This window comes from Xanthomonas sp. 1678, from assembly GCF_031455575.1.
Classification (GTDB): domain Bacteria; phylum Pseudomonadota; class Gammaproteobacteria; order Xanthomonadales; family Xanthomonadaceae; genus Xanthomonas_A.
Map to the genome: position 1 here is coordinate 274,355 of NZ_JAVDSZ010000002.1, position 24,094 is coordinate 298,448.

At 69.2% G+C, this 24,094-nt stretch carries 17 protein-coding genes; 15 read left to right on the top strand and 2 right to left on the bottom strand.

Annotation, left to right across the window (positions count from 1 at the left end):
• Positions 1-55 precede the first annotated feature (55 nt).
• The 5 genes from J2Y70_RS04350 to J2Y70_RS04370 all read left to right on the top strand — a co-directional run bounded on the left by J2Y70_RS04350 (position 56) and on the right by J2Y70_RS04370 (position 6,346).
• A complete protein-coding gene (locus J2Y70_RS04350; protein WP_309913762.1) occupies positions 56-1,495 on the top strand; it encodes a HAMP domain-containing sensor histidine kinase in 1,440 nt (479 codons plus the stop codon).
• Positions 1,480-2,814, top strand: a complete 1,335-nt coding sequence (locus J2Y70_RS04355) for a sigma-54 dependent transcriptional regulator (RefSeq protein ID WP_309913765.1) — start codon at positions 1,480-1,482, stop codon at positions 2,812-2,814. The genes J2Y70_RS04350 and J2Y70_RS04355 overlap by 16 nt, the downstream gene beginning before the upstream one ends.
• 434 nt (positions 2,815-3,248) lie before the next feature.
• Entirely contained in the window at positions 3,249-4,040 is a 792-nt protein-coding gene (locus J2Y70_RS04360; RefSeq protein ID WP_309913768.1) for a hypothetical protein, read from the top strand.
• Between the two features lie 101 nt (positions 4,041-4,141).
• The gene (locus J2Y70_RS04365; RefSeq protein ID WP_309913771.1) at positions 4,142-4,780 is read left to right on the top strand and encodes a hypothetical protein; all 639 of its coding nucleotides are present in this window, start codon (positions 4,142-4,144) and stop codon (positions 4,778-4,780) included.
• A gap of 297 nt (positions 4,781-5,077) precedes the next feature.
• Positions 5,078-6,346, top strand: a complete 1,269-nt coding sequence (locus J2Y70_RS04370) for an MFS transporter (RefSeq protein WP_309913774.1) — start codon at positions 5,078-5,080, stop codon at positions 6,344-6,346.
• 33 nt (positions 6,347-6,379) lie between these two features.
• On the opposite strand, the gene J2Y70_RS04375 is transcribed toward J2Y70_RS04370, so the two are convergent.
• A complete protein-coding gene (locus tag J2Y70_RS04375) occupies positions 6,380-7,366 on the bottom strand; it encodes an NAD(P)-dependent oxidoreductase (RefSeq protein WP_309913777.1) in 987 nt (328 codons plus the stop codon).
• A 93-nt stretch (positions 7,367-7,459) separates the two neighbouring features.
• Here J2Y70_RS04375 and J2Y70_RS04380 point away from each other — a divergent pair, with 93 nt between their 5' ends.
• The 8 genes from J2Y70_RS04380 to J2Y70_RS04415 all read left to right on the top strand — a co-directional run bounded on the left by J2Y70_RS04380 (position 7,460) and on the right by J2Y70_RS04415 (position 18,935).
• On the top strand, positions 7,460-8,032 hold the full coding sequence (locus J2Y70_RS04380; RefSeq protein ID WP_263398532.1) for an ANTAR domain-containing response regulator: 573 nt from the start codon (positions 7,460-7,462) through the stop codon (positions 8,030-8,032).
• Positions 8,033-8,039: 7 nt separating this feature from the next.
• The gene (locus J2Y70_RS04385) at positions 8,040-9,149 is read left to right on the top strand and encodes a CmpA/NrtA family ABC transporter substrate-binding protein (protein WP_309913782.1); all 1,110 of its coding nucleotides are present in this window, start codon (positions 8,040-8,042) and stop codon (positions 9,147-9,149) included.
• Positions 9,150-9,425: 276 nt separating this feature from the next.
• Positions 9,426-9,968 (top strand): hypothetical protein, encoded by a 543-nt coding sequence (locus tag J2Y70_RS04390; protein ID WP_309913785.1) that lies wholly within the window; start codon positions 9,426-9,428, stop codon positions 9,966-9,968.
• Between the two features lie 484 nt (positions 9,969-10,452).
• On the top strand, positions 10,453-10,977 hold the full coding sequence (locus tag J2Y70_RS04395; RefSeq protein ID WP_263395829.1) for an RNA polymerase sigma factor: 525 nt from the start codon (positions 10,453-10,455) through the stop codon (positions 10,975-10,977).
• A 2-nt stretch (positions 10,978-10,979) separates the two neighbouring features.
• Entirely contained in the window at positions 10,980-12,017 is a 1,038-nt protein-coding gene (locus J2Y70_RS04400; protein ID WP_309913789.1) for a FecR domain-containing protein, read from the top strand.
• Positions 12,018-12,130: 113 nt separating this feature from the next.
• Positions 12,131-15,199: a TonB-dependent receptor gene (locus J2Y70_RS04405; protein WP_309913792.1), complete on the top strand. Its 3,069-nt coding sequence runs from the start codon at positions 12,131-12,133 to the stop codon at positions 15,197-15,199.
• Between the two features lie 92 nt (positions 15,200-15,291).
• Entirely contained in the window at positions 15,292-16,665 is a 1,374-nt protein-coding gene (locus J2Y70_RS04410; RefSeq protein ID WP_309913795.1) for a hypothetical protein, read from the top strand.
• A 338-nt stretch (positions 16,666-17,003) separates the two neighbouring features.
• Positions 17,004-18,935, top strand: coding sequence for a PEP/pyruvate-binding domain-containing protein (locus tag J2Y70_RS04415; protein WP_309913798.1), 1,932 nt, complete (start codon positions 17,004-17,006; stop codon positions 18,933-18,935).
• A gap of 154 nt (positions 18,936-19,089) precedes the next feature.
• On the opposite strand, the gene J2Y70_RS04420 is transcribed toward J2Y70_RS04415, so the two are convergent.
• Positions 19,090-19,881 (bottom strand): hypothetical protein, encoded by a 792-nt coding sequence (locus J2Y70_RS04420; RefSeq protein WP_309913801.1) that lies wholly within the window; start codon positions 19,879-19,881, stop codon positions 19,090-19,092.
• Positions 19,882-20,444: 563 nt separating this feature from the next.
• On the opposite strand from J2Y70_RS04420, the gene J2Y70_RS04425 reads away from it, so the two are divergent.
• Together J2Y70_RS04425 and nirB are read left to right on the top strand one after the other, a co-directional pair.
• Entirely contained in the window at positions 20,445-21,614 is a 1,170-nt protein-coding gene (locus J2Y70_RS04425; RefSeq protein WP_309914695.1) for a nitrate/nitrite transporter, read from the top strand.
• 61 nt (positions 21,615-21,675) lie between these two features.
• Positions 21,676-24,093: a nitrite reductase large subunit NirB gene (gene nirB, locus J2Y70_RS04430; RefSeq protein WP_309914697.1), complete on the top strand. Its 2,418-nt coding sequence runs from the start codon at positions 21,676-21,678 to the stop codon at positions 24,091-24,093.
• The last annotated feature ends 1 nt before the right edge of the window (position 24,094 follow it).

Below are 24,094 nucleotides of genomic sequence, written 5' to 3' on the forward strand. Positions count from 1 at the left end.
CGCGGCGGCGTGGCGCGGGCTGCTATCGTTCCGACTTTCGCGCCCCCGGTGGACCATGCCCCGTTCGCTGCTGCGGCAACTGCTGCTGATCTGGATCGTCATCCTCGCCGCGTGCGTGGGCATGGCGGTGGTGCTGTTCGGCCTGTACCGGCACAGCGAGGGCGTGCGCGTGGGCGAGGCGCAGGCGCGGCTGCAGGGCGACTGCACGCGCATCGTGCAGCGCTACAACGGCGCCAGCGCGGCGGCGCGCGGCAGCGACGGCGCCGGCCTGGCCGCGGTGGTGCTGCAACTGGTGCTGGCCGACGCCGCGGGCGTGGAAGGCGGGGTCTGGGAGCGGCAGCGCGGCTTCCTCGCCTACGCCTATCCCACCTACGACGGCAGCGAACACAAGACCGACGTACCGACCGCCGAACAGAACGTCATCGTCGCCACCGCGCAACGCAGCGTGGCCGACCGCCAACCGGCGCACTACCGCCGCGACGGCCAGCGCGAGACGCTGCTGATCGCGGCCTGTCCGCTGGATCGCGACAGCGCGGCGTGGACCATGACCCGGGTCGCCGCGACCGGCGAGGCCTCGGCCGGACGTCCGCTGGCGGTGGGCATGGCGCTGATCCTGGCGCTGGCGGTGGTGTCGGCGGTGGCCCTGGGCTGGGTGGTACGGCGCTGGAGCCAGCGCCTGCAACGCATCCAGCAGGCGCTGGCGACGCCGGCGGAGGTGCCGTCGATACCGGCCACCGGCGCGCCGGAGCTGGACCGCCTGGGCGCGGCGGTTACCGATTACGCGCAACGCAGCGCACAGGCCCTGGCCGAGGCGCGCCGGCTCGGCGAGGAACTGTCGCGGCACGAGCGGCTGGCCGCGCTCGGACGCATGACCGCGACCGTCGCCCATGAGATCCGCAACCCGATCGCGACCTTGCGCCTTGCGCTCGAAAACCAGATCGCCGCGGGCGAGGGCGGCTTCGACGAGGCGCAGGCGCAGCTGATGCTGGCGCAGATCCAGCGCCTGGACGGGGTGGTGGAAAGCCTGCTCGGCATGGTCCAGCCGATCCGCCTGCAGCGCCAGACCGTGGCCTTGCAGCCCTGGCTGCAGGACCTGCTCGATCCGGCCGAATGGGCGCCGCTGGCGGCGCCGATCGCGTTGCAACTGGCGGCGGCGCCGGCGCAGTGGACGCTGGATCCGCAGCAGGCCGCGCGCGCCTTGCACAACCTGCTGCGCAACGCGCTGCAGCACGCCACGCCCGGCACCGCGGTGACGCTGACGGTCGAGGCCGATGCCGACCTGCTGCGGCTGACGGTGGCCAATCGCGGCGAACCGGTGCCCGCGCCGGTCGCCGCGCACCTGTTCGAACCCTTCGCCAGCGGCCGCAGCGACGGCAACGGCCTGGGCCTGGCGCTGGTGCGCGAGATCGCCCGCGCGCACGGCGGCCAGGCGCACTACGCGCACCACGACGGCATCACCTCCTTCATCCTGGAACTGCCATGGCGCGCATCCTGATCGTCGACGACGACACCGCCTTCCTGAGTACGCTGCAGGCCACGCTGCGCTCGTTCGGCCACGAGGTGCTCGCCGCCGCCGATGGCGAAGCGGGACTGGCGCGATTGCGCGAAGGCGGCATCGACCTGGCCTTCGTCGATTTCCGCATGCCCGGCATGGACGGCATCGCGCTGATGCGCGCGCGCCAGGCGCACGCGCAGGCCGCCGCGGTGCCGCTGGTGATGCTCACCGCCTACGCGTCCAGCAGCAACACCATCGAGGCGATGAAACTCGGCGCGTTCGACCACCTGGTCAAGCCGGTGGGGCGCGCCGACATCGTCGCGGTGGTGGAACGCGCGCTGCAGACGCACGCCGGTGGCGCGGCGGCGCCGCAGGCGCCGGCCGAGGACGCCGGCGCGCTGCTCGGGCACAGCGCGGCGATGCGCACCGTGCACAAGCGCATCGGCCTGGCCGCGGCCTCGGACCTGCCGGTGCTGATCAGCGGCGAGACCGGCACCGGCAAGGAACTGGTGGCGCGCGCGCTGCATCACGCCAGCGCGCGGGCGGGCTCCTTCGTCGCGGTCAACTGCGCGGCGATCCCGACCGAACTGATGGAGAGCGAACTGTTCGGCTACCGCAAGGGCGCGTTCTCCGGCGCCGTCGCCGATCGTCCCGGGCTGATCCGCGAGGCCGACGGCGGCACCCTGTTCCTGGACGAGATCGGCGACATGCCGCTGCCGATGCAGGCCAAGCTGCTGCGCTTCCTGCAGGAAGGCGAAGTGTCGCCATTGGGCGGGCGCGGCGCGCAGAAGGTGGACGTGCGCGTGGTCGCCGCGACCCACCGCGAACTGGCGCAGCTGGTCGCCGACGGCCGCTTCCGCAGCGACCTGCGCTACCGGCTCAACGTGGTGCCGATCGAACTGCCGCCCCTGCGCGAGCGCGGCGACGACATCGTGCTGCTGGCACAGCATTTCCTCGAGGACGGCGCCAGCGCGGCGCGCACGCTGTCGGCGGCGGCGCAGGCGCGGCTGCGCGCGTATCCATGGCCGGGCAACGTGCGCGAGCTGCGCAACGCGATGCAGCGCTGCCAGGTGCTGGTGCGCATGCCGACGATCGAGGCGCAGGACCTGGACGAGGTGTTGGCAGGCGATGGCGCCGGCGATGCGGTCGCCGCGGATGCGCCGGCGCTGACCCTGCCCGACGCGGTGGCGCAACTGGAGAAGCGGATGATCCAGGCCGCGCTGGCGCAGGCGCAGGGCAACCGTGCCGAAGCCGCGCGCCGGCTCGGCATCCACCGCCAGCTGCTGTACCGCAAGCTCGACGACTACGGGCTGGGCTAGCACGCCGCCGCGAGAGCGCACCGCACTCGCGTCGCGACGAAGCGAACGCGCCTCCGTCTCCTGGCAACGACGCCGCACCACTTACGCCCAGGTACGCCCAAGCCCAACGCGGCCAGACGCCCGACCCAAGCCACAGCAGCCACACCCATGTAGGAGCGGCTTCAGCCGCGACAGACACCCTCCGCAAGCCTGTCAAGCCAAGCGCCACTCACCAAGCGCAGTCCCACCAACAAGCGAACGAAACACCAACCCATAAGCGTCCGATTCCAGACACCACACCTGTCCGTAAAGCGGACGCCAGTGGATGAAGCGCAGACACCCAGCGTTCCCGTTCGCAAGCGCGATTCCTTGAGGATCAATTAGTTGGGACTTGGCACGGATGCTGCGTTGCTACCTCCACAGGCGGCCACCCCTTGCCGCCCTGGAGACTTCCGATGATCCGTCGCAGCGCACTCGCTTTCTCGCTGGCCATTGCCGCCGCCACTGCCGCCGCGCAGGTGCCGGCGCCCCTCACGGCCGCCGCTGCGCCGCCGCCGGCCCCGCCTGCGGCGCCCGCACCGCCACCGCCGCCTGCCGCGCCGGTCGCGGCCGCGCCGGTACGCGTCGAGGGCACGGTCGAGCGTTTCATGCTCAATCCCAATGGCGACGTCGACGGGCTGTGGCTGCGCGACGGCACCCAGGTCGGCTTTCCGCCGCATCTGTCGGCCGAACTGCAGGCCGCGGTGCGCAGCGGCGATGCGGTGACCGTGCAGGGCTATCGCCTGGGCACGCTGCCGTTGCTGCAGGCCAGTGCGATCGGCGCGCGGCGCAGCGGCAAGCAGGTGGTGGACCGTCCGCCGAACCCGCTGGCCGCGCCGCCGGCGCCGCCGACCCCGCCTGCGTTGAATCCGATGCAGGCCGAAGGCCGTATCGAGCGCCTGGTCTACGGCCCGCGCGGCGAGACCGCCGGCGTGCTGCTCAGCGACGGCACCGTGGTGCGGATGCCGCCGCACGTGGCCATGCAATACGCCACGCTGCTGCGCGTCGGTGCGCCGCTGAGCGTCAGCGGCTTCGGCGTGGCCACCGCGGCGGGGCGCTCGCTGGAAGCGACCCAGCTCGGCCGCGATCGCGCCACGCAGCGCACCCTGTTCGCGCCGCCCGCACCGCCGGTGCCGCCGGCCGCGCCACCGCCGGCCGGTCCCGCCGCGCCGGCAGTGCCGCCGGTGCCACTGCCGGCGCCGCGCTGATCGCCTGCGCTTGGTCATGCGATTGCGGCGCCCGCTGCCTCGCGGCGGGCGCCGCCACCGGCGCGACGCCGGTCCCCACCTTCCTTCATTGGAGTAACGCCATGCATTGGGTCGATCCCGATTTCCTGCCGGAAACCCGCGGCACGCTCGCCCGTTTCCTGCTCAACCCCAAGGCCGAGGTTGATGGCCTGCTGCTCGACGATGGCACCGAGGTGCACACCGCGCCGCACCTGTCGGCGCAGCTGCTGAAGACGCTCAAGCCCGGCGCCGCGCTCGGCGTGCGCGGGCTCAAACCCTATGGCGCGGACATGCTGGTCGCGCTGGCGATCGATCCCGACGGCGGCAAGCGCATCGCCGACCGCGGGCCGCATGGGCCACATGCCGAGCACACGCCGGCCAGGAAACCGGAAAAGCACGAGAAGCCGGCGAAGACCCGGCACAGCGGCGTCGTCGCGCGCCTGCTGCACGGCCCGCACGGACAGGTGCACGGCGCGCTGCTCGACGACGACTGCATCGTGCGGTTCCCCCCGCACGCCGCCGACGCGCTGGCGAACTGGCTGGCCGTGGGCCAGCCGCTGGCGGTGGAAGGCCACGCACTGGTGTTGCCGCATGGCACGGTGATCCACGCGCAGGCGGTCGGCGCCACGCCGGCGGCATTGCAGCCGATCGCGCCCAAGCCGCATCCGCCCAAGCCGCACGATGCCGACAAGCCCAAGCCAAAACCCAAATCCAAGCACTGAACCGCGCAGCGCAGCGGCGGTCGCGGCGACGCGACCGCCTGCATCGCGCAACGTTCTCGAATTCGTCGCGGCCGTCGCAGGCGCGTCAGAGCGCCATCGTGTGTTTCTCCAGCCCGAATCCTGGCGCTGAACCGGATAGCGCAAGCGCGGCCGCAGCAATGCGCCCGCCTGCGTCGCGCAAGTTTTCGAGTCCTCCTTGGCCCTCGCGGCGGCACTTCCAGGACATCGCATGCCACGTTTCCACTGCGCACATCGTTCGGCTTTGCCGCTCCTTTCCGCTCGCAGCGCGGTGCGGCGATGAGCGCGCTGCCGGCCGCAGTGCCCGGCGTCCGCCCGCGCGGCACGCGTGCGCTGGAAGCGCTGAACTTCACCTTGGCCGACGTGCAGGACGGGCTCGGCCCGTTCCTGAGCGTGTTCCTGCAATCCAAGGGCTGGTCGGTGGCGGCGATCGGCTCGGTGATGAGCGTGGGCGGCATCGCGGGCATGCTCGCGACCACGCCCGGCGGCGCGCTGGTCGATGCGACCCGGCGCAAGCGCAGCATCGTGGTGGTCGGTTGCACGCTGATCCTGCTGGCCTCGGCGCTGCTGTGGTGGGCGCCGAGCTTCGCCGGTGTGGTGACCGCGCAGGTGATGACCGCGCTCGCCGCCGCGGCGCTGGGTCCGGCGCTGTCGGGCATCACCCTGGGGCTGGTGCGGCAGGCCGGGTTCGATCATCAGATCGCGCGCAACCAGGTCGGCAGCCACGCCGGCAACGTGGTTGCGGCGGCGCTTGCCGGCGTGCTCGGCTGGAAATTCGGCTTCGGCGCGGTGTTCGCGCTGACCGGTTGCTTCGGCGTGCTGGCGATCGCCTCGGTGCTGCTGATCCCGCGCGATGCGATCGACCATCGTGCCGCGCGCGGCCTGGCCGATGCCGGCGTGCACGGCGCGGACCACGCCAGCGGCTGGTCGGTGCTGCTGACCTGCAAGCCGCTGCTGGTGCTGGCGACGGCGCTGGCGCTGTTCCATCTGGGCAATGCGGCGATGCTGCCGCTGTACGGCATGGCCGTGGTCGCCGCGCACAAGGGCAATCCCAGCGCGCTGACCGCCACCACGATCATCGTCGCGCAGGCGACGATGGTGGTGGCCTCGCTGCTGGCGATGCGCCTGATCCGCGTGCGCGGGCACTGGTGGGTGATGCTGCTGACCTTCCTGGCGCTGCCGCTGCGCGGCCTGATCGCGGCCAGCCTGATCCACAGCTGGGGCGTGTTCCCGGTGCAGATCCTCGACGGGATCGGCGCCGGCCTGCAGAGCGTGGTGGTGCCGGCGCTGGTGGCGCGGCTGCTGCAGGGCACCGGCCGGGTCAACGTCGGCCAGGGCGCGGTGATGACCGTGCAAGGCATCGGCGCGGCGCTGAGCCCGGCGCTGGGCGGCTGGATCGCGCAGGACTTCGGCTACCGCACCGCGTTCCTGCTGCTCGGCGGCATCTCGCTGCTGTCGCTGGCGCTGTGGGTGGGCTTCCGCAAGCAGTTGCTGCAGGTGGCCGGGGTGCCGGCGGCGGACGTTGCGGCAGCGCCAGCGCCGGCATGACCCGCCGCCGCGATCGCCCCGCGCCGCGCTGAATCAGTCCGCCGTCACGCCCGCCACCACGTCGCAGGCGATCCCGGCCGCGGCCAGTCGCGTAGCCAACTGCGCGTGCGGCGCCTGCCGGAATGCATCGCCCGGTTTCAGGCTGACCACGCGCTGCCCGGCCTGCACCTGCTCGACCAGCAACGCCAGGTGCGCGTCGGCGTCGGCCGGCAGCGGCTGCCGCGTCGCATCGCGGCGCGCCAGGCTCAGCACCGCGGCAGCCACCGCGGGATCGCACAGCAACAGGTCGGCCTGGTTCAATGCGCGCAGCGCCTTCAGCGTCAGCGCACCGGGATCGCCGTTGCCGGTGCCGACCAGCCACACGCTGCCGCGGCGCGGCGCGTCCTCCCCGCTGCGCTGCAAGGCATCGTGGAAGGCCTGCTCGGCGGCCTGGGTCTGCCCGCTCTGCAGCAGCACCTGCACCGGGCCTTCCAGCACCTGTTCGAACCAGCGCCGGCGCTGCGCCAGCTGCGGCAGGCGCGCGCGGATCGCCTCGCGGTGGCGCGCGAACAGCTGCGCCAGCTGCGCGTAGGAATGGTCCAGCTCGGTCTCCCAGCGCTCGCGCAGGCGCCGCGCCAGCATCGGCGCCGCACCGCTGGAGGAGATCGCCACCAGCAGCGGATCGCGGTCGATGATCGCCGGCACCTGGAACGTGGACAGCTCGGCATCGTCGACCACGTTGACCAGCTTGCGGCGCCGCCCGGCCTGGGCGGCGAGTTCGCGGTTGAAGGCGTTGTCGTCGGTGGCCGCGACCACCAGCCAGGCGTCGTCCAGCCACTGCGCATCGAACGCGCCATCGACCCGCTGCAGGCGGCCGTGCGCCAGCCACTGCGCCACCGTGGCGTTGAGCGCGTGCGCGTACACCAGCACCTGCGCGCCGGCGTGCAGCAGCGCCTCGATCTTGCGCATCGCCACCTCGCCGCCGCCGACCACCAGCACGCGGCGCCCGGCCAGGTCGGCGAACAAGGGATACAGCGGCATGCGGACTCCTGCGGGGTGGGGGACGGCTCGCTGCGGACGCGTGTTGCATGGCACCATGCGGCTCAGCCAACTTCCGTTAGCCAGGCCCGAATGCTGCGCGTCCTGCTGGTCAACGATACCGAAAAGCCGATCGGGCAGCTGCGCCAGGCGCTGCTCGACGCCGGCTACGAGGTGTTGGACGAGGTCGCCGCGGCGCCGGCGCTGCTCAAGGCGGTGTCCACCCAGCAGCCGGACGTGGTCATCATCGACGTCGATTCGCCCTCGCGCGACACCCTCGAGCAACTGGCGCTGATCCACCGCCAGGCGCCGCGCCCTGTGGTGATGTTCTCCGCCGACGGCGACGACCAACTGATCCGCGCCGCGGTCAGCGCCGGCGTCACCACCTATGTGGTCGATGGCCTGGCGCCGGCGCGGCTGGCGCCAATCGTGCAGGTGGCGCTGGCGCGCTTCGAACAGGAAGCGGGCATGCGCCGGCAGCTGGACGAAGTGCAGGGCAAGCTGCGCGACCGCGAACAGATCGACCGCGCCAAGCGCCTGCTGATGGACAAGCGCGGAATGAGCGAGAACGAGGCCTACGCCGCGCTGCGGCAGCAGGCGATGAAGCAGGGACTGAAGCTGGCCGACGTCGCCCAGCGCATCCTCGCGATGGCCGACCTGCTGGGATGAGGAAGCGATGAGCGCACCACTGCACCCCGAACCGCGCACCCTGCGCCTGGGCTACCTGCCGCTGATCGATTGCGCGCCGCTGATCGTCGCGGTGCGGCTGGGCCTGGACAGCCGCCACGGCCTGCGCCTGGAGCTGCAGCGGCAGGCCTCGTGGGCGGCGGTGCGCGACAAACTGCTGTCCGGCGAACTGGACGCGGCGCATGCGCTGGCCGGGCTGGTCTACGGCGTGGAATGCGGCATCGGCGGCCCGCAAGCGGACATGGCGATCCTGCTCACCCTCAACCAGAACGGCCAGGCCATCACCTTGGCGCCGGCGCTGGCCGACGCGCTCGCGCGCGGCACGCCGCTGCGCGAGGCCTTGGCCGCGCTGGGGCGCCCGCCGGTGTTCGCGCAGACCTTCCCCACCGGCACGCATGCGATGTGGCTGTACTACTGGCTGGCGGCGCAGGGCGTGGACCCGCTCGGCGGCATCCAGGCGGTGACCCTGCCGCCGCCGCAGATGCCCGGCGCGCTGGCGCGCGGCGAACTGGACGGCTACTGCGCCGGCGAACCGTGGGCGGCGCAGGCCGAGGCGATGGGCGTGGGCCGGCGCGTGATCCGCAGCGGCCAGCTATGGCCCGGGCATCCGGAAAAAGTGCTGGCCTGCCGCCGCGCCTTCGCCGCGCTGCAGCCGGAACTGGCGACCGCATTGACCGCGACACTGTTGGAGGCCTGCCGCTGGCTCGACGATGCCGCGCACCGCCGCGACGCGGTGGCGTGGCTGGCGGAGCCGGAGGTGATCGGATTGCCGGCCGAGCGCATCGCCGCATGCTTGTTGCCCGGTGGCGCCGCCGATGCGGGCGCCGACCCGCAGGGGCTGCGCTTCCATGCCGGTGGCCTGGCGAACATGCCGTGGCTGTCGGATGGACGCTGGTTCCTGCAGCAGTTCCGGCGTTGGGGGTGGTTGCCGGCGCGCGAGGCCGCGCAAGATGCGCTGGACGATGCGCAGATCGTGGCGCGGGTGCATCGATTGGAAACGTATCGCGCTGCCGCTGCGCAGTTGGGGATCGCGGTCCCGGCGCGCGACGAGCGCGAGGACGGATTACCGGATTGGGATGCTGGACGCGTGCCTGCCTAGCGCCTGCACGAACTGCAATGATGCAGCTTCGGCATTCCCAGCGTAGTCCATGCGGTGTCTCGGAGCCGCTGGCCGCGTGATGATGAAGCCGCGAGGAGCCTCTCAAGCATGGCTTCACCGCCTCGCCCATCCACGATGTGACGGTGATGTTGCCGCTCAGGTGATACTGGATACTTCTGTCCATGTCGCATGGGAGAGGAGCTGCGCGGTACGCTCGCTGCAGTCGACTTCGCCCCGCAACGCGGCTCGACGCACACGCTCGCCAATGGATGACGAATGGCCAATGCACTCATTGCCCTGGTGCTGATCGAGGGCTTGCTGCTGGTTCTATGGAGCCGGACCTATTGGTCGTGGGGGATTCCGGTGTTCAGTCGTCGCATCGCGGTGCCGACCGCGGCGTTGCTGCGCTTTCCTTTCGATCGGCTGGAAGGCGAAGTCGCGATGGAGAAGTGGCCCACACTGGCGTTCCGCCCGCTGTCCGCACGGAGCTGGGCGTTCCGCGAAAGCGTCGGTCTCCACTTCGGCTGGCGATACCCGCCGATCATGCGCGGGCTGATCGTGATCGACCGGCGGCGCAGCGAGATCCGCGTGCTCGGCTTGTGCAATTGGTCGGCGCTGTTCGCCGCCGCGACGCTGGTCCCGGCCATTGCCGTGAAGCCCGCCGCGGTGTTGATCGTCGCAGTGCTGCTCGGCGGAAGCTATCTCATGCAGAGGCACAGGTTCATGGCCGTCGATGCGGCGGTGCGCAGGCTGATGCTGCACTGCGAGCCGCAGCGGCCGATCGTCCACGGCGGCACCCGGGCTGAGCAACGCGGTTAGGCCTGGCGCATCGGGAAGTGGCGAATGGCCGCGTCTGGTCGGTGGCGGACAGAAGCGCACTGGCATCGCCCCGGTGGAAGGGGGAATTGCAGAATGCAGCTGAGATCCGCCCGGGGTCTTGTAAAAGATCATCGCGGGCTTGGATGCATGCTCGTTGCGCTTCATGGGCGACAAAGGGATCCATCGCACCAAGTACGACGATCATCCGAGTGTCGCGCGGTTCTCGGCGCGATTTACAAGCCAGGTGGGCAGTGCGCCAGGTAGCACGAAGCCCAACGTGACCAGCAGCCCGTGCAGATTGCAGGTCATGGACTGGGAGGGGCTACAACGCCTGGCTCGCGTCTGCGCACGCTAGAACTCACCTGAGCGTAGCCCACCTACCGTTCAACTGAAGATGCGAGGCCGTAGCCGGGCTGCAACCGTCATGCGCTCGTCATCTGGGATGCCTACCTTGCGGCGCACTTCAGGGGGAAAGGCGACACAGGTGGCCGAGCAGGCAAGACGGCGCCTGGCGCGCATGTTCGAGGACCACGCGCAGCTGCTGCGCGGCTTCTTCGTGCGGCGCGGCGCGCGGCAGGATGCCGAGGACCTGGTGCAGGAAACCTATCTACGCCTGCTGCGTGCGCATGAAGGCAACGGCGAGCCGATCGCCAATCCGGAAGCCTACCTGTTCACCGTCGCGCAGAACCTGGCGCGCGAGCAGGCCGCGCGCCGTCGCTGGTCGACGCTGCCCATCGAAGAGATCGAGGACCTGGGCCAGAGCCTGGCCAGCGGGGAATGCGTGGAAGATGCCGCCGAACGCGAACAGCGCCGCCAGCGCCTGCAGACGTTGCTGGCCACCCTTCCGGAGCACACGCGGGCCGTCCTGGTCATGCAGTACCGCGATGGATTGAGCTACAAGCAGATCGCCGAGCGCATGGGCGTGTCGCCGCACATGGTGAAAAAGCACGTGGTGCGCGGGCTTTCGGTGTGCCGCCGGGCGATGGCCGAACCGGCAGGGAGGCCCTGAGCATGGCCGTTGAACATCCGTCGGCGCTGACCCATGCCGCCGCGCACTGGCACGCCCTGCAGCGCGAGGGCGAGCTGAGCCCTTCGCAGCAGCGCGCCTTCATGCAGTGGCTGCTGGTCTCGCCCGAACATCTGCGCGAGTACATGGCCATCAGCGAGGTGGCCGGTGCGCTCGGGGAAGCGCTCCGCGCCATGCCCGTCGACGTGGATACGCTGCTGCAGGCCCCCGCGCCCGCCGGCAACGACCATAACGTGGTGCGTCTTTCACCGCGTCCGGCCGCTGCGCCGACAGCGCGGATGGCCCGCCCTATGCGAGGACTGCCACGCATCGCGGCCGCGGCGGCGCTGCTGCTGGGCGTGGGGGTGTTCACCACCGTGGCCTGGCCTCGCACCGCGCACTACGTGGCCGCGCATGGCGCACCGCGACAGATCACCCTGGCGGACAACACCGTGGTGCACCTGGATGCGGAAAGCGAGATATCGGTACGCATGACGCTGCTGGGGCGACGCGTCGAGCTCGAACGCGGCCAGGCCAGCTTCACGGTGGGCAGGGACCGCCGCCCCTTCGCGGTACACGCCGCAGGCCTGCAGGTGACCGACATCGGCACCACGTTCGATGTCTCGCTGCTGCGTGAGCAGGCCCGCATCGGCGTGAGCGAGGGACGCGTGCACGTGCGCGGCGATGGCGGACGCGGACGCATGCTGGCCAACCTGGGTGCGGGGCAGGCGGCGCAGGTCGACTACCGCGACCAGCAGGTGCGGGTGAGCGAGGAGGACGCCGCCAGCATGACCGCATGGTGGAAGGGCCGGGTGGTGTTCCGCGACGAGCCGCTGCGGGACGTGGCCGACCGCTTCAACCGACGCAACACGCTGCGCCTGCACGTGAGCGACGACGCCGGCGCGCTGCGCCTCACCGGCAACCTGCGTGCGGATGACGTGGCGTCGCTGCGCGCGTTCCTTGACCAGCAGCCGACGCTGGTCACGCAGCGCAGGGCGGACGGTATCCACGTGCGGATGCGCGCCGCGCCGCCGCCGCTGTAAGAAAAAATTCATCGAAAACGTGGTGCCCGATCAGTGCGCTGCGCCCTCGTAGTTGGGGAAAGCAGGAACAAACCCGTTCCGCGACCACCGCCATTTCCTCACTGGATCCCACGATGCGCCGCACACTGTTCCTTTCCATCGCCCTTGCACTGCAGGCCACCGCCACGGCGGGTGCCAACGCCGCAGAACCGGTCCGCGTGGCCAGCGAGGCCATCGCCTCGCAGCCGCTGGACATGGCGCTCAATGCCTTGTCGCGCCAGACCGGCCTGCAGTTCGTCTACAACGCACAGAGTGCGGGCAACCCGCGCACGCCGGGCGTGCCCGCCGGGCTGAGCGCGGATGCCGCGCTCAGCCGCCTGCTGGCCGGCACCGGGCTGCGCTACCGCTATCTCAATGCCACCACGGTCACCATCGAAGCGCAGGACGGTGCCTCGCCGGCCCCGACCTCCGCGCTGGCAGCAGCGGGTACGGCGGTGGTGGCGGCCACGGCTTCGGCCCAGGACGGCGTGGATGCCCCCGTTGCGGAAGCCGCCAACCTGGAAACCATCCATGTGACTGGCAGCTACAGCCGCAGCCTGGAACAGGCCGTGGACATCAAGCGAACCACCGTGGGCTTTTCCGACTCGATCGTCGCAACCGACGTGGCCGACTTTCCCGAGCAGAACCTCGCCGAAGCCCTGCAGCGCGTCCCGGGCGTGACCATCGAACGCAGCAAGGGCCTGGGCACCAAGGTCAATGTGCGTGGCCTGCCTTCGGAGTACACCCACGTTTCGATCAACGACCTGGCGACGGCCTCGGGCAGTGGTGGGCGTGACGTGGAGTTCGACATGTTCGCCTCGGAGATCATCCAGCAGGTCACCGTGCAGAAGTCCCCCACGGCCGCGGACGAAGAGGGCGGCATTGCCGGCTCGGTGAAGATCTCCACCGCACGCCCGTTCGACTACGACGAACGCAAGCTGGTGTTCTCCGCCGAGGGCGCGCACAACAGCATCTCGGAGGAGGTGGACCCGCGCTTGGCCTTCCTCGCCGCCGATACCTGGGGCGACTGGGGTGCGCTTGTGTCGTACTCGCAGTCCAAGCGCACCAACCGCACCGACTCGACTTCGGGCATCAACTTCCGCCCGTCCTCGCGCTTCCTGACCGCCTCGGGCACCCGCGGCACCCAGGCACAGGCCGTGCTGCTGCGCGACGCGGGTGTCAACATCAGCAACCGCAATGACGCCGACCAGACCAACCTGGTGGTATTCCAGGACAAGGTTGGCGACCGCGTCTACCTCAACGAGCAGGACAAGTGGGGCGCGACCGGTTCGCTGCAGTACAAGCCGAGCAACAACTTCAGCCTGACCTTCGACGCGATGGTGGGTGGCTACGACAGCACCGAGGACGAGTACGACGCGGCGGCCTATTCGGCCTCCAGCCGCAGCACCTTCGACACCATCCACGAGTACGACGCCACCACGCTGTCCGAATACGGCATGGTGGTGTTGCGCGATGTGTCCTACACCGCGACCCAGCACGAGATGCTGAGCAAGGAACGGATCAACAAGACCGACTACAGCCAGTACAGTCTGGCGATGGACTGGAAGGGCGACAGCTGGTACGTGGATGCGCTGGTGGGCTATTCCGGTGCGGAGAAGACCTCGGATTTCTCCAACCTCAAGCACGTGGCCTATGCGCCCTCGCGCACCCGCTGGACCGGACGCAGCGGTGAAACGATCCCCACTGCCGCGGCGGGCAGCTTCGACATGTACAACGCCCCGGGCCGGTACCTGTTCGAAGCGTATGAGACCACGCTGGAGAAGGTGCAGGACGACAAGTACGCCGGCCAGGTCAATGTCACCCGTCTGCTGGATATGGCCTTCCTGCCGGCGCTGCACACGGTCAAGTTCGGCGCGCGTTACACCGATCGCTCCAAGCAGCGCCAGTACGGGGAGCTGAAGATCACCGGCCCGACCGCCGGCAGCGCCGCCTGGGTCAATACCCGCACGATGGCCGACAGTCCGCTGCAGTCCATCGACGACATCGTCCCGGGCGGCAGCTACTCCAACAAAGGGCTGAACTGGCAGCAGATTTCCAACGAGTACGCCCGCAGTGCGTTCCGCTACGATGGCTTCTACACCCCCTTCGACCCGGGCCAGTACTACCAGGTCGACGAGAAGGTGATGAGCCTCTACGCCATGACCGATTTCGCCTTCGACATCGGCAGCGTGCCGTTCAGCGTCAACGCCGGCGCGCGCTACGTGGATACGCAGGTCGATTCGTTCGGTTATCACCCGATCCAGCGTCCCAACGGCAGCACCGGCTACACCGATACCCCGGTGTCGAAGGACGGCAGCTACGACGACCTGCTGCCCAGCTTCAACATGACCGCCGAACTCTCGCCCGGCCTGCTGCTGCGTGCTGCCGCGTCCAAGGTGATGATGCGCCCAGCGCTGACCGACATCGCCTACAAGCGTACCGCCAGCTGGAGCTCCTACCGCTTCACCGACGGTAATCCGGCGCTCAAGCCGACCTACGCCAAGCAGTGGGAAATCGGCGTGGAAAAGTATCTGGACAACGGCGCCCTGTTCGCCGCCAGCTACTTCCGCAAGAACATCGATGGCGTGGTGATCAATTCGCTGACCGGCGTGGTCGAGGACGTGGCGGTGTACAACGCCAACGGCAGCCTCAACGGCATCTACGACTTCGACGTGTACCAGCCGGTCAATGCCAAAGGGGCCTACGAGGTCGACGGCATCGAGCTGGTGGCGCAGTTGCCGCTGAACATGGTCACGCCCTGGCTGGATGGCTTCGGCATCAATGCCAACTACACCATGCTGGACAGCTCGCTGGCCGGTGAGTCCGACCTGGGCATCCGCACGCCGATGCCGGGTCTGTCGGAGAAGACCTGGAACCTCACCGCGTACTACGAGAGCGAGCGCTTCGACGCCCGCGTGTCCTACAACCACAAGGACGAGTACGTCGAATCGATCGGCTACAACCTGTACCCGATCTGGCGCGATGCCTATGGCCAGATGGATGTCTCGATCGGCTACCGCATCACCGACTACATCAAGATCAGCCTGAAGGGCATCAACCTCACCAACGAGCGGACCAGCGGCTACACCATGGATCCCTCCTTCCCGACCATGGACGAGACCTCGGGCCGTCGCATCAGCCTGGGCGTGCGCGCGGACTTCTAAGGGATGGTTCAGCTGCGGGCGGCGTGCGGATCGGAAAGGATCCGTACGTCGTCCGTACGCTTTTCAGAGATCACGTCATGAAGAAATGCCTAATGCTGGCGCTGCTCGCAGTGTCGGCTCCGGCGGTGTCCGCTCCCGCCACGGCTCCAGCCGATGCCGGCCGTCAGTGGCTGGCTGGCGACCACCACGTGCACAGCGAATGGAGCGTGGACTGGGACAGCAGCACGACGCCGCCCACGCCGGTGCGCGGTGGAGATTCGCCCTACAGCCGCAGCCGCAACGCGGCGCAGGCCAAAGCCTTCGGCCTGCGCTGGATGGTGCACACCGATCATGGTGGCCCCGGCCACTCTGCGGTCATGCGCGATCACGCCTACCCGGCACTTGTACAGGCACGAGCCGACGTGCCGGAAGTGATCCAGTTCAATGGCATGGAATTCGATGTGCCGGCGGGGGAGCACGCCTCGCTGATCATCGCGCCAGGCCCGGGGGAGCTGGACCAGCTGGTCACCGCAGAACGCGACTTCAGCCGCAGCGAGCCTCTGCAGGGCAGCCGCGATACCGAACAGCAGATGCAGGCGGCACTGGCCTATCTGCGGGATCTGCGTCCTGCGCCGCTGATGTTCATCAATCACCCGTCGCGCACGGCGACCGGCATGGGCGAATGGGGGGCGGTCACGCCCGAGGAGCTCCGGGGTTGGCATGCGGCCGCGCCGAACGTGCTGGTGGGCATGGAAGGCGCACCGGGGCATCAGGCCATCCGCACCGAGCGCGGCCTGTACCGCAATGCGGACGCCCCCACCTTGGGTGGCTACGATCAGATGACCGCGCAGGTGGGCGGCATCTGGGACCAGATGCTGGCGGACGGCATTCGATTCTGGATCACGGCCAACTCCGACTCGCATGTGAACCTGCGCGACGGTGGACGCGACTATGACCCCGGTGAGTACAGCAAGACCTATGCATGGGCACGGCCGGACGCCGGGGACATCCTGGATGCACTGCGGTACGGCCGCATCTTCACGGTGACGGGTGACTTGATCGACGCCCTGGAGCTTCGGGTGGCGGGTGGTGATGTCACCGGGACCCCGGGGGACACGGTAACGCTGTCCGTTACACAGACGATGCAGGTGGAAGTGCGGGTACGGCAGCCGACGCGTGCCAACGCGAAGGGGCTGCGCCCGGCGCTGAAGCACATCGAACTGATCGTGGGCGGGAGGGGGGAGGACGGCACCCTGCAGATGCAGCGGCGTGGCTTTGGCGTGGCGACGTGGGTGCGTGAGGGCGACTGGATCGTGGCACGTTGGTCACTGCCGGTGCCTTCGCGCGGGGCATTCGTACGAGCGCGGGGCAACAGCACTGGAGCCGTCGAGGCGCTGGTGGACGAACGCGGCGAAGATCCCTGGGACGATCTATGGTTCTACTCCAATCCGGTGTTCGTCAACGTCGCGGACGCGGCGCGGAGGTAGATGGGCGAGTGTGAAGCGGGAAAGGTGGCTGACGGAGACCGCACCGACGAAGAAGGGGCGCTTGCCGTGTCCGTTCCTGGTCGAAAGCGAACATTCGCCAAGGTTCGCAGGCGGCTACTCGCGTGGCGGCCGGTGATCGCTGGATGCCGCGGTCACTGTTTGCCGCGATGGTTGTCCAAACCCGATGGCTCCCCTGCCGCGCGCCGGCCTTGCCTCCAGGGCATCCAAAGCCACCTGGACTGGCTTATGATCCGCCCTCTCAACTCTCCCGCACCGGCATCATGGACCGAGCCCGTACGCGCCTTCCCCGTCGCCAGCGCCTGTGCGCGTGGGTTGCCATGCTGGCGCTGCTGGTGTGGTGCGCCGCGCCTGCGCTGGCGCAGACTGCGCGCAAACCTTCGCCCTACGAATACCGCCAGGGCAGCAACGCCGCGGTGCAGCCGACGCAGGGGCCGGACTATCTGTCGCGCATCGACAGCCGTGCGCAGTTCATGCAGCTCGCACGGGTCTACAACGCCGGGACCGCGCTGGAGATGCCGCATCTGATCTTCGTGATCGACCGGCAGCATGCGGCGCGCATCTACTACATCAACACGCCCCGTCACGCGCTGCACGAGGAGTTCGTGCAGCGCCAGCGGCTGGTGCGCGCCATGGACAAGGCGACGCTCAACGCGCAGTACCGCGACCCGCAGCGGCGATTCCTGTTCGGTACGCTGAGCTGGCAGCGGGATCTGCCGGGCTACACCTACGAGTTCTGGGAAGGCGACAAGCTCACCGCTGCGTTGCTGCGGCAGACCGACGACGTGGTGCGCGCCTCGTTCCGCGACCCGATCCGCTTCAAGACCAACTCCACCCAGCACGAGCAGCTGGCCAGTTCCATGGGACTGGCCTACGTCAGCCAGGAGGTGCTGCTGCGCGAGCAGCGGTTCCTGCCGTTGAACACGGGCCGCGCCGAAGGACGGCTGCGCATCGTGCGCTCGGAGGAACAGCTGCGCACGCTGTCGCCGCGCGACATCCCGGTCCTGGACGAAGTGCCCATCGCCTTGGCGCCGGTCGCGGGCCTGGTGACGCAGCGCCCGTCCACCCTGCTGTCCCACGTCAACCTGCTGGCCAAGGGGTGGGGCATTCCCAATGTCTACGTGCGCGATGCCCAGAACGCCCTGCGCCAGTACGACGGACGCTGGGTGGCGCTGGAGGTCACCCACAACGACTACCGGGTGACGCCACTGGCGCGTCCGCCACGGACGCCATCGGCCACGGCCGCCCGCCCGGCGGCGCGCAACCTGCCGCGCCCGGACCTGACGGTGGTCGCGCTCAAGCCCCTGGCGGCGCTGCGTGCGCGCGACAGCAGCCACTGCGGGGTGAAGGCGGCCAACCTCGGCACGCTGAAGGCGGCGCTGCCGCCTGCCGCGCGCGTGCCGGACGGCTTCTGCATCCCGTTCTCGCACTATCAGGCGATGATGCAACGGCTGCGGATTCCGCAGCGTCTGCAGGAACTGCAGCGCCGCCCAGGGTTCGGGACCGACTCCAACATCCGCCGCGACACGCTGGCAGCGCTGCGCGCCGAGATTGCCGACGCCGCGCCCGATCCCGCCTTCGTGCGCGCGCTGGACGCGCAATGGCGGAGCCAACTGCAGGGCGGTGCGGTGTTCGTGCGCAGCTCGTCCAACTCCGAGGATCTGCCGGGCTTCAGTGGTGCCGGCCTGTACACCACCGTCCCCAACGTGACCCGCGCCGATGCCCTGGCCAAGGCCGTGCAGACGGTGTGGGCGTCGGTCTACAACTTCGAGGCCTACGAAGCGCGCACGGCGGCGGGGCTGGGCCAGGACGCGGTAGCGATGGCGGTGCTGGTGCAGCTGGCCGCGCCGTCGGACAGCTCGGGGGTGATGATCACCCGCGACCCGTTCGACGCCGCCCGCCGCCACATCACCTACATCTCGGCCAAGCGCGGGCTCGGCATCCGCGTGGTGGAAGGCAAGCGCCAGGCCGAACAGGTGATGTATTCGACCTGGTCCAAGGCGGTGCAGGTGCTGAGCCGCTCGGCGGAAGACACCCAGCTCGTGGCCAACGCCGCTGGCGGCGTCCGCGAAGTGCCCATCACCGGCTCGCGCCAGGTGCTGACCGACGCGCTCATCGCGCGGCTGGCCAAGGTCGGCGCCTCCACCAAGCAGGCGCTGGGCGGCGCGGACCAGGACATCGAATGGGCCGTGGTCGGCGACGAGGTGGTGATCTTGCAGTCGCGGCCGTATGTAGATCGAAGCGCGCCGTAGCTGGCTGCTGCCGGATCGACGTGTCATGCCGCTTGCGCGAGCGTACGCCTGAGGTCGCATCGCGTCCGCGGCGCGGTGTGGGCGCAGATGCTGCGATCGTCTGCGGATGTCCGTTTCCGACCGAAAGCGGACGATGAACGTGGCAGATGAGGCGTCACCGCTGGGGGCGCTGCAGCGTGCTCATGCCCTGCACGAGCTTCGGGTGATTCTCGACCTTCCCAAGGGCCGAGTCGACGAACAGTGCGATGGCGTTGCCTTCCCGCGTGGCCATCGCTTCAGCCGACTCGCCGCCTTGCCCATTCCGCCATACGGTCCACATTGCACCCAGATCGCCGTCTATCCGGACGACCGCGATATGAAACCCGTCCTCGTCGCCGCCAAAAACCAGCGCGGGACAGACGAGTACGGCGCGCCCAGGAATGGACGGTAACGCGTTGCGCTTCCGATCGCGGAGGCAGTTCGCTGGCCCGCGGGGATCGTCGAGCCGAAGCTGGGCGAGATCGACCAGCTTGAAGCGTTTGGGAGGAAGCGCGCGTCGCACCACATACGACGTGTCAGTACACATGGATCTGGCCCACTGGCGCGAAAACGTGGGACACAGCTGACCCGCACTGGCAAGGTCGGTCTCACCGTATGGGTACACCGCGACTGATACCAGGTCTAGTTCGAGCGGGTGTCGATCGTCGCGCGTGTCGCGAAGGAAGGCGACGCGCCGCTCGGTCGCACGCTCCCGGTCGGCTGCCCGGTCGAGGGAGAACGACATCCCTCCTGACGCATGATCTTCCAGTGCGACGAATGGCAGGACCAGCGCATGCTCGGCAACGGCGACATGGACGTCCGTCGCCAGCAGTTGCAGGTCTGGTGGGCGATGCGGTGTACGACTGCCGCACCCGCCAAGCAGGACGATGCAGACGAGAAGCATGGACCGCGGGTTCTTGAAAGGCATGCGGGCAATCCCCCTGAAGCAGAAAGCCACAAGCTTGGGACGCTCAAGTGATGCCGGTAAGGGTCGAGTGTGAAGTGGTTGTGTCTTGGCGGTGGCCGCAAGCGCCTTTGCCGTCAGCAGGCATCCAATGAAGCGCGCTGCCGGCATCGCCGCAGTTGCCGCGGCGCACAATAAAGGTGCGCCGCGCACCACTTGTGTTCGTTGAGGCTCGCCGCGGTGGCTGCGCAAGCGGGTTGCAGGTTGCCGGTGGATCCGCCAGTGCCTTGAATTTTATGGCGATTCTTCCGCTGTACCGGCGCCGAGGCGACTTGGCACGCCGATTGCGATAGCTCCAGCGCGGACGCAACGGGGTGTCCGCACCAATTCGATTCGGCAGGCGGGCCAACGGCGGTCCGCCTGCCCAGACAACGGCGTCTTCCGGTGCGAACCGGACGGCGCCGTTTTCGTTTTTCCCTCCCCTCGACTACCGCGTGCTGCGGGTGGTGTGCAGCGCTGCGGCCCAACGTTTCTCGGAGATGGCGCGGATGAATCGATCGTTCTGGCAATCCGGGCATACGCCCACGCTGTTGTCGGCGTTCCTGTATTTCGACCTGAGCTTCATGGTCTGGTACCTGCTCGGGCCGTTGCAGGTGCAGATCGCCGCGGCGCTGTCGCTGGATACGCAGCAACGCGCGTTGATGGTGGCGGTGCCGATCCTGTGCGGGGCGGTGTTGCGGCTGTTCCTGGGCATGCTCGCCGACGTGATCGGCGCCAAGCGCGCAGGCATGCTGGCGCAGGTGCTGGTGATCGTGGCGCTGCTGGCGGCGTGGCAGTTGGGCGTGCACAGCTTCGCGCAGGTGCTGTTGCTGGGGTCGATGCTGGGCGTGGCCGGGGCCTCGTTCGCGGTGGCGCTGCCGCTGGCGTCGCGCTGGTATCCGCCGCAGCACCAGGGCACGGCGATGGGCATCGCCGGCGCCGGCAATTCCGGCACGGTGTTCGCGGCGCTGTTCGCGCCGGTGCTGGCCACGGCGTTCGGCTACCAAGCGGTGTTCGGGCTGGCCTGCATTCCGCTGGCGCTGACCTTGCTGGTGTTCGCGGCGTTCGCCAAGGACGCGCCGGTGGAGGTGCCGCGCAAGCACCTGGGCGACTACGCGCGGGTGCTGGTCGGCAACCGCGATTCGTGGTGGTTCATGCTGTTCTACGCGATCACCTTCGGGGGTTTCGCCGGGTTCGCCAGCGCCTTGCCCGGCTACTTCCACGATCAGTTCGACTTCTCTCCCAAGCTCGCCGGCTGGGCCACCGCGGCGTGCGTGCTGGCCGGTTCGGTGATGCGTCCGCTGGGCGGTGCGCTGGCCGACCGCATCGGCGGCACGCGCACGCTGCTGTCGATCTATCTGCTGGTGGCGCTGCTGGTGGCCGCCGCGGCGGTCGGGGTCGGCGGTCCGGCGGCGACGGTGGCGCTGTTCGTGCTGACCCTGCTGTGCCTGGGCACCGGCAACGGCGCGGTGTTCCAGCTGGTGCCGCAGCGGTTCGGTCGCGACATCGGGCTGATGACCGGGTTGATCGGCATGGCCGGCGGCATCGGCGGGTTCCTGCTCGCCGCGGGGCTGGGCATCGTCAAGCAGCACACCGGCAGCTATGCGTTGGGGCTGTGGCTGTTCGCCGGCTGCGCGCTGCTGGCCTGGGGCCTGCTGTCCAACGTCAAGCAGCACTGGCGCAGCCAGTGGGCCGCGGCCGGCGCGGCGCGGGTCTGATCCTCTCCACCGAAGCGAGACGCGAATGAACAAGCCAAGACTGGTGGTGGTGGGCAACGGCATGGCCGGCATCCGCACCGTGGAAGAACTGCTCAAGCTGATGCCGGGGATGTACGACATCACCGTGTTCGGCGCCGAGCCGCATCCGAACTACAACCGCATCCTGCTCTCGCCGGTGCTGGCCGGCGAACAACGGTTCGACGAGATCGTGCTCAATCCGCTGGCCTGGTATGCGGAGCACGGCATCCGCCTGCACGTGGGCAAGGAAGTGACCCGCATCGACCGGGTCAAGCGCAAGGTGATCGCCGCCGATGGCACCGAGGCGCCGTACGATCGCCTGCTGCTGGCCACCGGCTCGCTGCCGATCGTGCTGCCGGTGCCGGGCAAGGAGCTGAAGGGCGTGATCGGCTACCGCGACATGCACGACACGCAGACCATGATCGACACCGCCACGCGCAAGCGCCACGCGGTGGTGATCGGCGGCGGCCTGCTCGGCCTGGAGGCGGCCAATGGGCTCAAGCAGCGCGGCATGCAGGTGACCGTGGTGCACCTGGCCGACTGGCTGCTGGAGCGCCAGCTCGATCCGGTCGCCGGGCAGCTGCTGCAGCGCTCGCTCAGCGAACGCGGCCTGGACTTCCGCCTCGGCACCTCCACCACCGAACTGGTCGGCAACGCCGCTGGCGAAGTGGTGGCGGTGAAGTTCTCCGACGGCAGCGAGGTGCCGGCCGACCTGGTGGTGATGGCCGCCGGCATCCGCCCCAACATCGCGCTGGCGCAGGCCGCCGGCATCCACTGCACGCGCGGCATCGTGGTCAACGACACGCTGCAGACCTTCGACCCGCGCGTGTACGCGGTCGGCGAATGCGCCAGCCACCGCGGCATCGCCTACGGGCTGGTCGCGCCGCTGTTCGAGCAGGCCAAGATCTGCGCCAACCACCTGGCCGGGTTCGGCATCGGCATCTACCGCGGCTCGGTGGCCTCGACCAAGCTCAAGGTCACCGGCATCGACCTGTTCTCGGCCGGCGATTTCATGGGCGGGGACGGCAGCGAGGAGATCGTGCTGTCCGACCCGGCCGGCGGCGTCTACAAGAAGCTGGTGCTGAAGGACGACAAGCTGGTCGGCGCCTGCCTGTACGGCGACACCAACGACGGCGCCTGGTATTTCCAGCTGCTCAAGGACGCCAGCCCGATCGGCGAGCGCCGCGAGCGGCTGATGTTCGGCGAGAGCGCGCTCGGCGACGCCGGCACCGCCGGCCAGGACCGTGCCAGCGCGATGCGCGACAGCGACGAGGTGTGCGGCTGCAACGGCGTGTGCAAGGGCACCATCGTCAAGGCGATCAACGCGCAAGGCTTGTTCACCGTCGACGAGGTCAAGAAGCAGACCAAGGCGGCCAGTTCCTGCGGCTCGTGCACCGGCCTGGTCGAGCAGATCCTGATGAACTGCCTGGGCTCCAACTTCCAGCAGACGCCCAAGACCAAGGCGGTGTGCGGCTGCACCGACCTCAGCCACGGCGAGGTGCGCCAGGCGATCCGCGAGGGCAAGCTGCTCACGCATGGCGCGGTGTATGCGCAGCTGCAGTGGCGCAGTCCCAATGGCTGCGCGACGTGTCGTCCGGCGATCAACTACTACCTGCTGTCGACCTGGCCGCGCGAGGCGGTGGACGATCCGCAGTCGCGCTTCATCAACGAGCGCGCCCACGCCAACATCCAGAAGGACGGCACCTTCTCGGTGATCCCGCAGATGAAGGGCGGGGTGACCAACGCCTCGGAACTGCGCCGCATCGCCGACGTGGCCGACAAGTACGCGGTGCCGATGGTCAAGGTCACCGGCGGCCAGCGCATCGATCTGCTCGGCATCCGCAAGGAAGACCTGGTGGGCGTGTGGAAGGACCTGGGGATGAATTCCGGGCATGCCTACGGCAAGTCGATCCGCACGGTGAAGACCTGCGTGGGCAGCGAGTTCTGCCGCTTCGGCACGCAGAACAGCACGCAGATGGGCATCGACCTGGAGACCATGCTGGCCAACATGTGGAGCCCGCACAAGGTGAAGCTGGCGGTGTCCGGCTGCCCGCGCAACTGCGCCGAGTCCGGGATCAAGGACGTGGGCATCATCGCGGTGGAGTCGGGTTGGGAGCTGCACATCGGCGGCAACGGCGGCATGAAGACCGAGGTCGCCAAGTTCCTGGTCAAGGTCAAGACCGCCGAGGAGGTGAAGGAGTACACCGGCGCATTCCTGCAGCTGTACCGCGAAGAGGCCTACTACCTGGACCGCACCGTGCACTACATCGAGCGCGTGGGCATGGACTACATCCGCCAGCGTGTGATCGAGGACGCGGGCAACCGCCGCGCGCTGTACGAGCGCCTGCTGTACGCGCTGGAAGGCCTGCCCGATCCGTGGGCCGAGCGCATCGCCGGGGCCAAGCAGCGCGAGTTCCAGCCGCTGCGCGTGGCCGCGCCGCTGGCGCTGGTGGAGGACTGAA

Coding starts and splice junctions, on each gene's coding strand:
- J2Y70_RS04350 (WP_309913762.1), top strand. CDS start 56: ATGCCCCGTTCGCTGCTGCGGCAACTGCTGCTGATCTGGATCGTCATC.
- J2Y70_RS04355 (WP_309913765.1), top strand. CDS start 1,480: ATGGCGCGCATCCTGATCGTCGACGACGACACCGCCTTCCTGAGTACG.
- J2Y70_RS04360 (WP_309913768.1), top strand. CDS start 3,249: ATGATCCGTCGCAGCGCACTCGCTTTCTCGCTGGCCATTGCCGCCGCC.
- J2Y70_RS04365 (WP_309913771.1), top strand. CDS start 4,142: ATGCATTGGGTCGATCCCGATTTCCTGCCGGAAACCCGCGGCACGCTC.
- J2Y70_RS04370 (WP_309913774.1), top strand. CDS start 5,078: ATGAGCGCGCTGCCGGCCGCAGTGCCCGGCGTCCGCCCGCGCGGCACG.
- J2Y70_RS04375 (WP_309913777.1), bottom strand. CDS start 7,366: ATGCCGCTGTATCCCTTGTTCGCCGACCTGGCCGGGCGCCGCGTGCTG.
- J2Y70_RS04385 (WP_309913782.1), top strand. CDS start 8,040: ATGAGCGCACCACTGCACCCCGAACCGCGCACCCTGCGCCTGGGCTAC.
- J2Y70_RS04390 (WP_309913785.1), top strand. CDS start 9,426: ATGGCCAATGCACTCATTGCCCTGGTGCTGATCGAGGGCTTGCTGCTG.
- J2Y70_RS04400 (WP_309913789.1), top strand. CDS start 10,980: ATGGCCGTTGAACATCCGTCGGCGCTGACCCATGCCGCCGCGCACTGG.
- J2Y70_RS04405 (WP_309913792.1), top strand. CDS start 12,131: ATGCGCCGCACACTGTTCCTTTCCATCGCCCTTGCACTGCAGGCCACC.
- J2Y70_RS04410 (WP_309913795.1), top strand. CDS start 15,292: ATGCTGGCGCTGCTCGCAGTGTCGGCTCCGGCGGTGTCCGCTCCCGCC.
- J2Y70_RS04415 (WP_309913798.1), top strand. CDS start 17,004: ATGCTGGCGCTGCTGGTGTGGTGCGCCGCGCCTGCGCTGGCGCAGACT.
- J2Y70_RS04420 (WP_309913801.1), bottom strand. CDS start 19,881: ATGCCTTTCAAGAACCCGCGGTCCATGCTTCTCGTCTGCATCGTCCTG.
- nirB (WP_309914697.1), top strand. CDS start 21,676: ATGGCCGGCATCCGCACCGTGGAAGAACTGCTCAAGCTGATGCCGGGG.